Source organism: Mucilaginibacter aquariorum (genome assembly GCF_024498135.1).
GTDB lineage: Bacteria > Bacteroidota > Bacteroidia > Sphingobacteriales > Sphingobacteriaceae > Mucilaginibacter > Mucilaginibacter aquariorum.
In genome coordinates, this window is record NZ_JANHOH010000001.1 from 1250317 (window position 1) to 1265857 (window position 15541).

A 15541-nucleotide genomic window follows, 5' to 3' on the forward strand; every position below is an offset into this window, starting at 1 on the left:
AAACTTAGCCACAAAGAAAGGCATGCATATTGACAGCAGTATGTCAACAGGAGTAAAGAAATAAGTTTGTCATAGTGAGCTTGTCGAACTATCAAGCATCAAATATTCAGTCTTCGACAGGCTCAGACTGACGAGGCATTACACTTCCACGGGCGAATTTCGCCTCACAATACCTTCGGCTATTTCTGCTACCCTATCCTTTACTTTATCCGGGCTAATCACTTCAGCATGATCGCCAAACATCATAAACCAACGTGCAAACCCTTCGGTTGATATCGTAAGGAAGGTCATTTCGCGATACTTGGTGAATTGCTTTTCAGATACAAAACCATGGTAATAGCGTTGTTCGTTTATATAATTAGATACTTCGTTATCAACTTTTATAACGATGGTTTCCAATTTATTTTCGCAGGCTGTTTGGGCTATATAATCTTTAAGCGTTGGGTGGTTGCCTTCAAAACACATATCGGTTTCGGCAAGTGCCTGTATCCTGTCCAGTCTAAAGTCGCGGTAATCGTTTCGCATCCGGCAAAAGGCTATCAGGTGCCAGTAACTATCCAGATAAAATATGCCAATGGGTTCGATATGCCGGTTGGTTTTAGTTTGCGTATAACCGGCTGTATAATCTATGCAGAGCACTTTTTTATTGGCTATGCAGTTTAAAATAGTTTGGATATGATCGTTATTATTTACCCTGCGCTGGGTTTGGCTTTTCAATACTTCTATGCTGCCATCCATGCTTTCCAGCAGGTCTTTCTCGGCAGTTTTCAATATCGCCCTGATCTTATACATGGCCGATTTATGCTGCGCGGCGGTAGAAGCATCGGTCATCTTCTCTACAAACTTTTCGGCGGTTAAAAATGCAGTGGCCTCTTCCCGGGTAAACATGATAGGCGGCAGGCGATAGCCATCAACCAATGAGTAACCTACCCCTGCCTCACCAATAATAGGCACGCCGGCTTCTTCCAGCGATCGCACGTCCCGGTAAACGGTGCGCAAACTAATATTAAACCTTGCCGCAATATCGCTTGCCTTTACTACTCTGCGCGTTTGCAGCTGTATTAATATGGCAGATATGCGGTCGATGCGGTTCATGCCCCAAAATAAACAAAAAAACTAATTACCTTAGCACAAATGTTATATTAAAAATGGCAGAACAACCCGAAGATAAGATCATCACCTTTGAACAGTATTATGATCCGATGCTGGCGCACATTATCCGTACCAAGCTGGAAGATAACGGCATACCGTGTTTTATTGCCGATGATAACATTATATCTGCAAACCCCATATACAGCAACGCGGTTGGCGGCATCAAACTAAAAATATTTGAGCGCGACCTGGAGCGCTGCCGCGAGATATTGGCAGAAAGTGGCGATATGCATGAACAAGATCATTTTGAAATTGACGAGGAAACCCACTCGCCGGTCATTTGCCCTTACTGTGCATCAAGTAATGTGCGTTATGGCCCTGCCACTGAAAGAAGAACGCACTGGTTTACTGCCTTACTATTTGTTCTTCTATCGGCATTTCCGCTTTACGCGCGAAAATCCTGGCATTGCTTTAATTGCCAACGTGATTTTGAATAAAGCCTGAAGCCTCACGCATGCTCTCATATTGTATCAAAGCTGATACATTTATACTTATTATTGCCCTATTATTATATTTAGCCATATGTATGATCGCCGCAAATTTTTAAAATTAACCGCAGTAACTGCTTCTTTAACAGCCTTATCAAAATATGCACCTGCAAAGTCTATTGCTTCTAAGGGTGCAGAAAAGTTTCCGATAGTAATTTCTACGTGGGATTTTGGTATTGAAGCCAATAAAGAAGCATGGAAAACACTATCTAAAGGCGGCCGTGCCCTGGATGCTGTTGAGGCAGGTGTTAAGATCCCCGAGGCGGATATGAAAAATCATACTGTAGGCCGTGCCGGTTATCCGGATCGTGATGGCCATGTTACGCTGGACGCCTGTATAATGGATGAGTTTGGCAATTGCGGGTCTGTAGCGGCTATGGAGAATATTGCGCACCCAATTTCGGTTGCGCGTTTAGTGATGGAAAAAACCCCGCACGTAATGCTGGTTGGCGATGGTGCCACACAATTTGCCATTGAGCAGGGCTTTAAAAAAGAAAAATTATTAACGCCCGAGTCATACAAGGCATGGAAAGAGTGGCTTAAAACAGCCAAATATTCTCCTATTTTAAATATCGAGAACAAACAACGCCGCCCGGGCAGCAAATACAACCACGATACGATTGGTATGCTGGCGCTTGATGCAAAAGGAAATATTAGCGGTGCCTGCACTACCAGCGGCATGGCTTTTAAACTGCATGGCCGTGTTGGCGACAGCCCTATTATCGGCGCCGGGCTTTATGTAGATAACGAAGTGGGCGGTGCTACTTCAACCGGCGTGGGCGAAGAAGTGATACGTAATGTAGGTAGCTTTTTAGTGGTTGAATTAATGCGCCAGGGCTACTCGCCGGAGGATGCTTGTAAAGAAGCTGTCAACCGTATTATTAAAAAGAAACCACAAACCGCTAAACAGATCCAGGTAGGTTTTTTAGCTATCAACAAAAAAGGCGAATATGGCGCTTATGCAATTCAGGAAGGTTTTTCGTTTGCTGTATGTGATGATAAAAATCAGGAATTATTAATACCCGGTAAGAGCTTTTATAAAGAAACTAAATAAAACATATTTCATCAACCGGAGTTTTGATAACCATAATCCTACTTTTGCTACATAATGAACCCCGAACGCTCCCCTGTAATACTCGAAGTTTGTGCTAATTCAGTAACGTCGGCTATTGCCGCGCAGGACGGCGGGGCTGCAAGAGTTGAATTATGCGAGAATTTGGCCGAAGGTGGTACTACGCCATCATATGGCCAGTTGATACTGGCACGCAAGCATTTGCATATTAAACTTTATGTGCTTATACGCCCCCGGCGCGGAGATTTCCTTTATACCGATCTGGAGTTTGAGGTAATGCAGGCTGATATCCGGGCCTGTATTGAGGCCGGTTGTGATGGCGTTGTGATTGGCATGCTTAAAGCTGATGGCAGCATTGATAAAGAACGCTGTACCGAATTGGTGCGCCTTGCCCGCCAATGGGGCCTTGGTGTTACCTTTCACCGCGCGTTTGATATGTGTGCCGATCAATACCAGGCCCTTGAAGATATTATTGAAATGGGATGCGAACGCATACTTACCTCGGGTGGTAAAAGCACAGCTATGGAAGGCGCAACCACTTTAACCCATTTAATTGAAAAAGCGGCCGGCAGGATAACCATTATGCCCGGCAGTGGCATTACCGAAAATAACGTTGCCGACCTGATACACTTTACCGGTGCAACAGAAGTGCACTCCTCGGCCCGCATTAACATACCCGGGCAAATGCAGTATAAAAATGATCATATACTGATGAGCAACACCCCCGGCGATGAATATAGTATTGATGTTACAAGTGCCGACAGGGTAAGGAAAATACTAAAAGCAGCCAACAGTTAATCTGCGATCAAAATAATTTAAATGTCACTTCCTGTTTTTTTTCAAATAAATTCTACTAATTCCATATAGTATATATATATTTGGCAATAGAAATGAATAGCACACATTTAACATATTACACCCTCTTAATTTATTGCTGTATGCAAGAGGAGAAACCGTGGCTGTAAGTATGTGTAAATGAGAAATATACGCCTCTTCAGCTTAGCCGAAGGGGCTTTTTTATAAGTTTAAAGTAATCCACCAAAAATATGCAAAGCTTCAGAACAGAACTGGAGAATCCGATAGTAGAACAGGACATTATCGACCTTGAACGGAAGATAAGGGCTTTTCGCGAAGGTAAAATTCACGACGAAAAATTCAGGAGCCTGCGCCTCGCGCGTGGCGTTTATGGCCAAAGGCAGCCCGGCGTACAAATGGTGCGTATTAAATTACCCTTTGGTAAGGTTACTTTTAAACAGCTTTTAAAAATTGCCGATATATCTGACGAGTATGGCAGCAGTAACCTGCACTTAACCACACGCCAGGATATCCAGATCCATTATGTTAGCCTTGACCGCACCCCACAATTATGGGCCGAGTTGGAGCAGGATGACATTACCCTTCGCGAAGCTTGCGGAAATACGGTAAGGAATGTAACCTCGTCCCCTACTTCGGGTGTTGACCCATTGGAACCATTTGATGTTTCGCCGTATGCACAGGCTACGTTCGAATATTTTCTGCGTAACCCAATTTGCCAGGAAATGGGCCGTAAGTTTAAGATCTCTTTTTCATCAAGCGAAGCAGATACCGCTTTCGCTTATATACATGATGTTGGCTTGATCCCTAAAGTGAATGAAGCCGGCGAACGCGGTTTTAAAGTACTTTTAGGCGGCGGACTTGGCGCGCAACCCTTATTGGCAAGTGCGGTAGAGGAGTTTTTGCCGGAAGACCAGTTGATACCTTACATAGAAACAATTATCAGGGTATTTGACCGTTACGGTGAACGCAATAACCGTAACAAGGCCCGTTTAAAATACCTGATACAAAAGATAGGTTTGGATGAGGTTTTACGCCTTGCAGCCGAAGAACGCACTGCCATTAAAGTAAAAACCTGGCCTATTAACCGTGATTCGGTTCCGCAGCCTGTAATTCCACCTTTAACTATCTATCCGCGGGTTCCTATAAGCAACCCGCTGCGCTACGAACAATGGTTGGTAACAAACGTTTTTGAGCAAAAGCAAACCGGTTTTTATGGCGTATATGTAAAAGTGCCTGTGGGCGATATCCCAACCGATATTGCACGTAAAATGGTTGCTGCCATACAACCTTATGCAGCCGACGAGATCCGCATAACCCAAAACCAGGGCTTGTTATTAAAATATGTGCGTAAAGAAGCCTTACCCGCGCTTTACGAAGGTTTAAATGCCCTAAACATGGCTGCACCAGGCTTTGACAGTATTGCCGATGTAACTACCTGCCCGGGTACCGATACCTGTAATTTGGGTATCAGTAACAGCATGACCATGGCTAAGGTACTGGAAGATGTGATATTTAATGAATACGAGGATCTTATTTATAACCGCGAGATCAAGATAAAAATAAGTGGCTGTATGAACAGTTGTGGCCAGCATGGTTTGGCGCATATTGGTTTTCATGGCAGCTCGCTTAAGGCAGGAACAAGGGTTTTGCCATCTGTACAGGTAATGCTTGGTGGCGGTACCGTAGGCAATGGCGAAGGCCGTGTGGCCGAACGGGTAATAAAAGTGCCATCAAAACGTGCAACCCATGTTTTAAGGGCTGTGCTGGATGATTATAAAACATTATCGCCCGAGGGGGAAACCTTTCACGCTTATTACGACAGGCAGGGTAAGGATTATTTCTATCGCCTGCTAAAACCACTGGCCGACCTAACCACCCTTACAGATGATGAATTTGTTGACTGGGGCCACCAGGAAACTTATGTTTCGGCTATAGGTGTTGGCGAATGCGCCGGTGTGATCATTGACCTGGTTGCCACCCTTTTATACGAAAGCGAAGAGAAGCTGGGCTGGGCCAATGGCGCTTATGCCAAAGGTTTATGGTCAGATGCTATCTATCATTCCTACAATACTTTCATTAGCTCGGCTAAGGCTTTGTTGTTGGATAAAGGCGTTAACAGCAGCACACAGGCAGGTGTTATCCGCGAGTTTGATGCGCATTATGTATCAACCGGAGAGATTGATATAAATGGTACATTTAACGACCTGGTATTGCAAATAAATAAAAATGAACCCTCTGAAGAATTTGCCACCGCTTACAAGCAACAGGCAACAGATTTTTTAGAAGCGGTTAAAGTTAAAAGAGAGGCAGTGTTGCAATCATGATATCAAGAAATACAAATAGCATAAAAGAACCACGAATCACTCTTGTGGGCGCGGGCCCCGGCGACGCAGAGCTTATTACCCTAAAAGGTATTAAAGCGCTGCAAACCGCCGATGTGGTTTTATATGATGCTTTAGTGAATGAGGAAATTTTAGCTTTTGCCCCTGCTAACGCTACCAAAGTTTATGTGGGTAAACGCTCTGGCGATCACTCTTTTTCGCAAGAGAACATCAACAAACTGATGGTTGACTACGCCCTTAACTATGGCCATGTGGTAAGGTTAAAGGGCGGCGACCCATTTGTATTTGGCCGCGGGCACGAAGAATTGGATTTTGCTGCCGAATATAACATCCCTACGCAGGTTGTTCCGGGCATTTCGAGTTCTATTGGTGTACCGGGCTTACAAGGCATACCGGTTACCCATAGGGGTTTAAGTGAAAGCTTTTGGGTAGTTACCGGCACAACAAGCGATGGCAAAATATCTGCCGACCTGTATCAGGCGGCTAAAACCAACGCTACCATTGTGGTGCTTATGGGTATCCACAAGCTGGCGCAAATTGCACAGATATTTAAGAATGAAGGCAAAGGTAAATTACCGGTTGCCGTAATACAAAGCGGGACCACCGTTAACGAAAAGGTAGTTATTGGCATAGCCGATAATATTGCAGATCTGGCCGGAGAAAGCGGCATCAGCTCTCCTGCCCTTATCGTTTTTGGCGAAGTGGTTTCACTACACCCTAAATTTAAACTGGTAAAAGACGTTTATGACATTGTTGCCAAAGGATAATAGTTTAACGGACGTTCAGCCGGAGAAAACCCAGGGGAATCAATTGTTCCCGGTGTTTTTAAAGCTGAACAATTTGCATACGGTGCTGGTTGGCGCGGGTAATGTTGGCTTGGAAAAGCTAACGGCCCTGCTTCAAAACAGTCCGGCTGCTACTGTTACCGTTATTTCTAAAACTTTTTTAACAGACGTGCACCTGCTGGCATCAATACATCCGCAGGTAAACATTATTCAAAAACCATTTACAGATACTGATCTGGACGGTGCCGACCTGGTAATTGCCGCCACAAATGATAGTGAGTTAAACAAATATGTAAGGCAATCGGCGCATGACCGTAAGTTACTGATCAATGTTGCCGATAAACCCGAACTATGTGATTTTTACCTGGGCTCTATTGTACAAAAAGGAGACCTGAAGATAGCAATATCAACCAACGGAAAATCGCCCACAATAGCCAAACGCCTTAAAGAAGTTTTAGGCGAGGCTTTACCGGCCGAACTGGATATTACCCTACAGCAAATGAGCGAGGTGCGCAATACCTTAGCCGGCGATTTTACCCATAAAGTAAAAGAACTTAACCGGGTAACCGCTGTATTGGTAGGCACGCAAAAACCACCAAGTAACCTAAACCTCAAACTACTGGTTTGGGGTATGTCTATAGTTTTTTTGCTTATAGTTATTGCTTCGCTTTGGTATAGGGAGCCGGCTTTTAGAGGTTATGTGGAAACCATCCCACCCATGTTTTACTATTTCCTGGGTGCAGGTTTTGTTTTCGCACTGGTAGATGGTGCTATCGGCATGTCGTACGGGGTAACATCAACTACATTCTCTCTTTCTATGGGCATCCCACCTGCTTCGGCAAGTATGGGTGTGCACTTGTCAGAAATTATGAGTAACGGCATTGCCGGCTGGATGCATTACCGCATGGGCAATGTAAACTGGAAGCTATTTAAACTATTGCTCTTACCCGGCATTGTTGGTGCAGTAACGGGCGCATACCTGTTATCGTCATTAGAGCACTATGCCCAATACACCAAACCGGCAGTATCATTATACACATTAATTTTGGGCTGCGTAATATTATCAAAAGCCATTAACCTGAATCGTAAACGCACTAAAGCTAAAATAAAAAACATCTCCCTGCTTGGTTTAGGCGGTGGTTTTATTGATGCAGTTGGCGGCGGTGGCTGGGGGTCAATTGTGTTGTCTACACTGATAGCAGGCGGCCGTCACCCAAGGTTCTCGTTAGGTACGGTAAAGCTTTCACGGTTTTTTATCGCACTGATGGGTTCTTTAACCTTCATTACCATGCTTAACAGTTCGCACTGGGATGCGGTGGCCGGGTTAGTTATAGGTAGCGCTTTAGCGTCGCCCGTAGCGGCAAGGATCTCAAATAAAATATCAGCGAAGGCTATTATGGTTTCTGTAGCTGTTATTGTTATTCTGATCAGCATACGCAGTATTTTTAACTTTTTAATGAAGGTGATATAATGGCAGATATAAGCTACATATCGCAATTAGTAAACGGGAAGGATCCTATAGCTGCATTACAAGCGCTGGCAGGACATTTCCCGGGTGAAATAGTATTTTCTACTAGTTTTGGATGGGAAGACCAGGTAATATCGCACATGATATTCGCCAATGATATCCCTATAAAAGTTTTTACGCTGGAAACCGGCAGGCTGTTCCCCGAAACATATTATGTGTGGAACCGCACTATGGAGATCTACGGCCAACCTATTTACGCATACTACCCTGATCATAACAAGTTAGAAGCTATGGTCAACGCCAAAGGCCCTAACAGCTTTTATGAATCAGTAGCGAACCGTAAAGAATGCTGCGGCATCCGCAAGATAGAGCCTTTGCACCGGGCGCTGGCAGGCAACCAATGCTGGATAACCGGCATCCGTGCCGAGCAATCGCCAAACCGCGAGGATATGAGCAATGTGGAGTGGGACGAAGGCAATCAACTCATTAAGTTCCACCCTATTTTTAACTGGACTTTAGATGATGTAAAAGCATACATCAAACAATATAATATACCGTACAATACATTGCATGATAAGGGTTTCCCCAGTATTGGCTGCCTGCCCTGTACAAGGGCGGTACAACCCGGCGAAGATTTTAGGGCCGGGCGCTGGTGGTGGGAAGACCAAAGCAAAAAAGAGTGTGGATTACATGCAGTAACGTTAAATGATTTAAAAGAATGAGCAAATACCGTTTAGATTACCTGGACGAATTAGAGGCAGAGGCCATATATATTCTGCGCGAAGTAGCGGGGCAGTTTGAAAAACCTGCGTTGCTGTTTTCAGGCGGCAAGGATTCTATTACCCTGGTGCATTTGGCATTAAAAGCCTTTCGCCCGGGTAAGTTCCCCTTCCCGCTGGTGCATATTGATACCGGGCATAATTTTGAAGAAACAATTACCTACCGTGATGATATGGTAGCCCGCATTGGCGAAAAATTGATCATAGGCCACGTGCAGGATACTATTGACGAAGGAAAAGTTATTGAGCAAAAGGGCAAAAACGCCAGTCGTAACCCGCTGCAAACGGTTACCCTGCTGGATACCATTGCCAAACATAAGTTTGATGCCTGTATAGGTGGCGCACGCCGTGATGAGGAAAAAGCCCGTGCAAAGGAACGTATCTTTTCGGTACGTGATGAATTTGGCCAGTGGGACCCAAAACGCCAGCGCCCCGAGCTTTGGGATATTTACAATGGCAGGATCCATAAAGGCGAGAACGTACGCGTTTTCCCGATAAGTAACTGGACAGAGCTTGATGTATGGAACTATATCCGCAGGGAAAACATCCCGTTGCCAACTATCTATTTTGCGCATCAGCGTGATTGTATTACCCGTAATGGGCAGCTAATGGCCGCATCGCCATTCCTTAATATGGATGCCGATGATGTAGTAGAGAAAAAGAATGTGCGTTTCCGTACCGTGGGTGATATGACCTGTACGGCGGCAGTTGAATCGTACGCGTTTGAGATTGATGACATTATTAACGAGATAGCATCATCAAAGATCAGCGAACGCGGCGCACGTATGGACGATAAAGTAAGTGAAGCGGCCATGGAAGACAGGAAAAAAGGGGGATATTTTTGATTTCGACTTTTCGATTTCGGATTTAGCCTTTAATGGTAAAGCCAGAATTGAAAGTTTTAATCAGAATAAAAAATCTAAAATCGTAAATCTAAAATCCAAAAATGGATATATTAAAATTTATTACCGCAGGCAGTGTTGATGACGGTAAAAGCACATTAATAGGCAGGTTATTATACGATAGTGAGGCCATACTGCTTGACCAACTGGAAGCCCTGCATGCATCGAACCGTAAAAACGACGACGGCAGTATTGACCTTGCCATTTTAACCGACGGCCTTAAAGCCGAGCGCGAGCAGGGTATTACTATTGATGTAGCCTACAAATACTTTGAAACTGATAAACGCAAGTTTATCATTGCCGATGCACCCGGTCATATCCAGTATACCCGTAACATGGTTACCGGTGCAAGTAATGCCGCATTGGCCATCATCCTGATAGATGCACGTAAAGGTGTTGTAGAGCAAACTACACGTCACTCCTTTTTGGTGTCGTTGTTACAAATACCGCAGGTGGTGGTTGCCGTTAACAAAATGGACATGGTTGATTACAGCGAAGATGTGTTTAAACAGATCATAGCCGACTTTAAGAAACTGGCTGCAAAGGTTAATCTGGATAATGTAACCTATATTCCGGTAAGTGCGCTTAAGGGCGATAATATTGTATATCCATCGTCAAAAATGAGCTGGTACTTAGGCGATAGCCTTTTGCAGCATTTAGAGAATGTGGAGCTCACCATTGACGATTCATCTGCACATGCAAGATTGCCCGTACAATGGGTAGTTAGGCCACAAACAGATGCCCTGCACGATTATCGTGGTTATGCCGGTCGCGTATCAAGCGGGTCATTTAAGGTGAACGATAAGGTAACGGTGCTGCCATCGGGCTTTAGTTCTACCATTTCCAAGATTGAAGTGTACGATAAGCAACCCGAAGAGGCATTAGCGGGCATGTCTGTAACAGTGCACCTGAAGGATAATATTGATATAAGCCGTGGCGATATTATTGTGAATAGTGCCGGGCAACCGCAACTAAGCAATGTAATAGAGGCCGACCTGTGCTGGATGGATACCCGTCCGCTGGACACCTCCCTCACCTATTTAGTGCAGCACAACACAAAAACTATCCGCTGCAAAATTCAGGAGATCATTTACAAAGTGAACATTAACACCCTGGAGAAAGATTTTGACGAGGAATTTAAACTGAATGATATTGGCCGCATTGTTATTAAAACTGCCGAGCCTTTAGCCTTCGACCCATACCAGGTAAATAAAGCCAATGGCGGCGCTATAATTATTGATAGCCGCACCAATGTAACCGTAGGCGCGCTAATGCTGCGCCAGTCGGTAGAGTAAGAATAATTCCAATTATTATATAAACCGTTAAGTGAAGTAAGAATACCCTGTGCGAGGTGCAACTCGTGCAGGGTTCTTGCGTTTTAGGGGGGGGGGCTGCTTCCCCGACATGTCATTTCGAACGAGGTACGAGGAGAAATCTTTTACACATTGCATTCCATCATGCAAATTCACCGCCTGTCGCTTGTAGAACGATGTCTCTCCCACCATGTCATTTCGAGGTACGAGGAGAAATCTTTTACACTTTGCATCCCATCATGCAAATTCACCGCCTGCCGCTTGTTGAACGATGTCTCTCCCACCATGTCATTTCGAACGAGGTACGAGGAGAAATCTTTTACACTTTGCATCCCATCATGTAAATTCACCGCCTGCCACTTGTAAAAGATTTCTCCTAGCTCCACGCTCTTCCTTCCACATGCTCGTTCGAAATGACAGGTTGGTATACTCGGGCGATATAATCGCAATCCCCTATCAAGCATTCGTAACAGACGAGCAAAATAGATTAGCGAATATCCAGTATCATTGTTTTATGGAGCCTTAATTTCATTTTTGCTCACATACAAAGGAATTGGCAAAGTATCGAGCGCTGTTCTATAAAGTTTAAGACTTTTGTTAGCGGTATCTAAAATCCCGTACTTAAAACCATTATCTCCTCCCCGGAAAGATGCATAGTTTAATTTAAGTGTATCCTTATTAAAAGTATAACTTCCGGTTTCTTCCTCAACACCAAAGCAGACACTTCTCATTTTAAACCTGCCGCTTTCCTTTAGCATAAGGGTAGTCATGCAATTTGCAACTCCTTCTCTTTCTGCTACGAATACATTTTTACTTTCAAATATCCTATAGTTGATCAGGCCAAAAGGGCGCAAGACCACCAAGGTTAAAAGTACTATCACAATACCAACTCTATAGATCCTCTGCTTATCTCTAAATCGTTCTCTTACTGATAAATAGATTTGGTGGAATACTTGAAAAACAAGTATCAGGAAAGTGATTGCGAATACAAGTGTTAGTGGTATCGCAAAACCACCAAGCATCCCCTCCCAAAAATACTGTGTATTTATTAGCAAAAAAAGCGATAGTGTGACAAGAAGCAGCCTGCTTTTAAACATGTTATGTGATATATTTAAGCAGTTAAATATAGGTTTTAAAACCACAAAAAAAGCGGGCAGCTCGCCCGCCCGCTTTTTGAAAAACTAAATTATACCTAAAAAAACAAATAGGATCTTTATTTATTCCCGCTCAACAGGCCATCCAACGTAACCGAGGCATAATAAATACCGCCGATTGTTGGGCCGCCTGCATACTGGATATATCGCTTATTAAATATATCTGTAGCGCCAATTTTAAATGTTGCATAATATACCGGTACGCGTAGGGTTATCTGTGCATCAAGTGTATGGATGGCCGGTACTGTACCGGTTACCAGCGGACTTTCCCACAGGTAGCTTTGCTGCCATTTGTAAACCACATTGAAACCAAGGTTCTTAACCACTTCGCGATTACCGAAAGAGAAATTACCAGACCATTCCGGCGTATTAAATCCAGTCACGAAAATATCCGAGGTTTGCTGCGCTTTCAGCTTGTTAAAACTTACGTTACCCGATACGGTATATTTCTGATAGAAATTATAACTTAACCCTGCAGATGAACCATAGTTGTTATAAATGTTCTTAGCATTGGTATAAACACGATAACGGCTTTGGCCGGCACTTGCCGCATTGTTTGCAGTAGCTGTTGTAGGGTCGCGGTTAATATCAAGCATAGCTAATACCGCGGCATCAGAGCCTACTGTAGTAGCGTTTGGCACAAACACCTGTACCTGGCCCAAAAAGCCATTATAACGGTTAGCATAAGCATCTACATCAAGGAATACCTTGTTATCAAAGAAGATCCCTTTGTAACCCACCTCAAATGATGTGATCTGCTCCGGGCGCGCCTTTGGCAGGTCGGCAACCTGTAACAGGTTTCTGTTTGCTAAAGCTGTAGCGTCATCGCCGGTTGTAGACTGTGCTTTAACCGCCGCGTTAAATGCCGTTACCGATTGCTGGGTATAACTATTATTTAAATATCCTAAGCCTTCGTTTATGAACTCTAAACTGCCCACACGTTTAACACGGCCATTATTTACGTAAGATAAGGCCTCAAACAATGACGGGAAACGGTATCCGTTCTGGAACGTGAACCTAAAGTTATGATTCTGTGTTGGCGAATAAACCGCGGCCAAACGTGGCGTAAATTTCGGAGAGAAGTATGGGTTACGATCCCAACGAATAGAGCCAAATAGTTTCAGCTTCTCGTTAAAAAAGGTTTTGGTAACCTGTGTAAAGGCGCCATATTTTTTATAAGTAACATTCTCGCCAAAACTACCATCTGGCAGTGGTGAGTTCCTATCGGCAATGGAGCGGCTAAAGTCAACAAAGTTATTTCCGTCGGGGATAATATCATAAACACGTACATCGGCACCAACCAACAGATCAACAAATTTTACTCTCTTGGTCAAATCCCATTGTGCTTCCGCATTAAACATATGGCTTTTTTGTACCAAAGCGGCGCCACCTGTTACCGGCGCGTTTGGTATCAGGTTCGATTTTATATCCCAGTTGTTGATACCAATAATGGTTTTGCGAAGATCGTTAAACGCTTGTGTGCCGGGCTCTACCCTGCCTGCATCGGCGGCAGCACGTGCAGCATCATTAGCGGCCGCCAGGTTTGCCGATGTTAAAGAACCGCCATGCGTGTTAGCATAAGCGGTAAGGGCGTTTTTATAAGCCGTTCCCCATGCCGAGTTGCTGGCGTGGTTCAGGTCAAGGTTATCTGCCAACGGTTTAACGTTGAATGATTTGCCGGTGTTCTCTATTGATTCGTAAGCACGAACCAGGAAATCGGCACCCTTTAATTCAACCTTGTGGTTTTGTACAGTTGCACCATTTAATGATATTTTATTACCGCGTTGAAAAACGCCATCCATGTTACCATAGCGGTATGTGTATGATAATTGAGTATTAGGGGTGATCTTGTATGCCAGCGTACCATCCAGTTTTAAGTTGGTAACCTTAGGGTCAACCAAATCAACTTCGTTATATCCGGTACGGGCAACAGTTAGGTTCGGTCTTGCAACACCATCAACTACTATACCTTTTATAGATACTGTATTACTGCCCGCAAGCGCGTCATCGCCATATTTATTCCAGCCATCGTAAGCCGCATTGCTTGTACCGGTAAGTTCCGGATAGGCCGGGTTGGCTGTTTTCAGATTACCGGGGTTCTGATCACGGCGGGTATTTGACTGCCAATCTTTCCCTGTTAAATAGCTGGCATTAACTTTAAAGGCAAATTTATTGTTAAATGCCTTTGCAAAACGGATAGCGGTTTCGTTGATAGCACTTGGACTAACCCCTATACCATCCACATGGTTAATACCCGTACGATGATAAAAACTAAGTCCCTGCGTTTTAAATGGATCTTTAGTGAATAAATTTGATAAACCGTTAATGGCATTTGTACCATACAAAGCCGCGGCAGCACCGGGTGTAAGCTCAATGCTTGCTATATCCAGCTCGGTGGGGCCAATGGCATTTCCAAGCGGTACACCAAGGGTTGCCGATTGCATATCCACACCATCCGCCAGTTGCATAAACCTAAAGTTGTTAGGGCTGTTAAAACCACGTGTATTTGGCACTTTCATGGTGATACTGGTAGTGGTCATTTGCACACCTTTAACGTTTTCCAACGCGTCGTAAAAACTTGGGCCCGGCGATTGTTTTAATGCCGTTATGCTCAGCTTTTCAATAGCTACCGGTGAGCGTAACAACTTTTCTTCCCTGCGGGATGCCGTTACTACTACCTCATTTATAAGTAATGCCTGTGTACTTAGCTGTACATTTAAGGCGCTGTTGCTATTCTTTATCAAAAACTCCTGCGTTTGAAAACCTATAGCACTAAAAACTAATGTAAAGGGCAGTTTAGCATTGGTTTGCAAAGTAAATCTACCGGTACTATCTGTAGCGGTTTTATTATCAGTACCTTTTATGGCTACGGTTGTACCTATCAGTGGCTGCCCGTGTTCGTCGTTAACTTTACCGCTTAACGCGTAGTTGCCGTTCAGTTGAGCCAGGGCCACACTCGGGACAAGTGTTAAAAAAAGAGCAATGAGCTTTAAGAAATTTGTAAAAGATTTCATGGAATAAGGTTGAAAAAATTAAAAATGTGTTGTTACGTATTGTTATCCGGGGTGGAATTAACAACAACAGCATGCAGTGTGGCTCTGCATTCGCGGTATCAAAACTAATGAAGATGTAGATAAATAATACATTGTCTATAGAATAAGTAGACAAAAATATAAAATCTTTTATAGTATCCAAATATTAATGTGAAAAAATAATATTTATAGCTTTAAATGATCAAATTCACTGCAAAACAAATTGTTACTCAGAAAA

The 15541-nt window shown here is 43.9% G+C and carries 12 protein-coding genes; 9 read left to right on the forward strand and 3 right to left on the reverse strand.

Annotation, left to right across the window (positions count from 1 at the left end; translation table 11 throughout):
- Nucleotides 1-138: 138 nt before the first annotated feature.
- Nucleotides 139-1095 carry a helix-turn-helix transcriptional regulator gene (locus tag NPE20_RS05480; protein WP_256537600.1) on the reverse strand — a complete coding sequence of 319 codons (957 nt, stop codon included), beginning with the start codon at nt 1093-1095 and terminating at the stop codon, nt 139-141.
- A 53-nt stretch (nt 1096-1148) separates the two neighbouring features.
- Here NPE20_RS05480 and NPE20_RS05485 point away from each other — a divergent pair, with 53 nt between their 5' ends.
- From NPE20_RS05485 to NPE20_RS05525, 9 genes are all read left to right on the forward strand, one after another.
- Complete coding sequence (locus tag NPE20_RS05485) at nt 1149-1589, forward strand: putative signal transducing protein (RefSeq protein ID WP_256537601.1); 441 nt, start codon at nt 1149-1151, stop codon at nt 1587-1589.
- Nucleotides 1590-1674: 85 nt separating this feature from the next.
- Nucleotides 1675-2694 carry a glycosylasparaginase gene (locus NPE20_RS05490; protein WP_256537602.1) on the forward strand — a complete coding sequence of 340 codons (1020 nt, stop codon included), beginning with the start codon at nt 1675-1677 and terminating at the stop codon, nt 2692-2694.
- Nucleotides 2695-2748: 54 nt separating this feature from the next.
- Nucleotides 2749-3510 (forward strand): copper homeostasis protein CutC, encoded by a 762-nt coding sequence (locus tag NPE20_RS05495; RefSeq protein WP_256537603.1) that lies wholly within the window; start codon nt 2749-2751, stop codon nt 3508-3510.
- A gap of 248 nt (nt 3511-3758) precedes the next feature.
- Nucleotides 3759-5852 carry a ferredoxin-like domain-containing protein gene (locus tag NPE20_RS05500; protein ID WP_256537604.1) on the forward strand — a complete coding sequence of 698 codons (2094 nt, stop codon included), beginning with the start codon at nt 3759-3761 and terminating at the stop codon, nt 5850-5852.
- Nucleotides 5849-6637 (forward strand): uroporphyrinogen-III C-methyltransferase, encoded by a 789-nt coding sequence (gene cobA, locus NPE20_RS05505; RefSeq protein WP_256537605.1) that lies wholly within the window; start codon nt 5849-5851, stop codon nt 6635-6637. The genes NPE20_RS05500 and cobA overlap by 4 nt, the downstream gene beginning before the upstream one ends.
- Nucleotides 6615-8126 carry a TSUP family transporter gene (locus NPE20_RS05510; protein WP_256537606.1) on the forward strand — a complete coding sequence of 504 codons (1512 nt, stop codon included), beginning with the start codon at nt 6615-6617 and terminating at the stop codon, nt 8124-8126. Before cobA ends, NPE20_RS05510 begins: the two co-directional genes overlap by 23 nt.
- On the forward strand, nt 8126-8845 hold the full coding sequence (locus tag NPE20_RS05515) for a phosphoadenylyl-sulfate reductase (RefSeq protein ID WP_256537607.1): 720 nt from the start codon (nt 8126-8128) through the stop codon (nt 8843-8845). The genes NPE20_RS05510 and NPE20_RS05515 overlap by 1 nt, the downstream gene beginning before the upstream one ends.
- Nucleotides 8842-9747 carry a sulfate adenylyltransferase subunit CysD gene (gene cysD, locus NPE20_RS05520; RefSeq protein ID WP_256537608.1) on the forward strand — a complete coding sequence of 302 codons (906 nt, stop codon included), beginning with the start codon at nt 8842-8844 and terminating at the stop codon, nt 9745-9747. The genes NPE20_RS05515 and cysD overlap by 4 nt, the downstream gene beginning before the upstream one ends.
- Nucleotides 9748-9848: 101 nt before the next feature.
- Nucleotides 9849-11099: a sulfate adenylyltransferase subunit 1 gene (locus tag NPE20_RS05525; protein WP_256537609.1), complete on the forward strand. Its 1251-nt coding sequence runs from the start codon at nt 9849-9851 to the stop codon at nt 11097-11099.
- Nucleotides 11100-11629: 530 nt separating this feature from the next.
- Here NPE20_RS05525 and NPE20_RS05530 read toward each other — a convergent pair.
- Complete coding sequence (locus NPE20_RS05530) at nt 11630-12214, reverse strand: hypothetical protein (protein ID WP_256537610.1); 585 nt, start codon at nt 12212-12214, stop codon at nt 11630-11632.
- 116 nt (nt 12215-12330) lie between these two features.
- Entirely contained in the window at nt 12331-15285 is a 2955-nt protein-coding gene (locus NPE20_RS05535; RefSeq protein ID WP_256537611.1) for a TonB-dependent receptor, read from the reverse strand.
- Nucleotides 15286-15541: the final 256 nt, after the last annotated feature.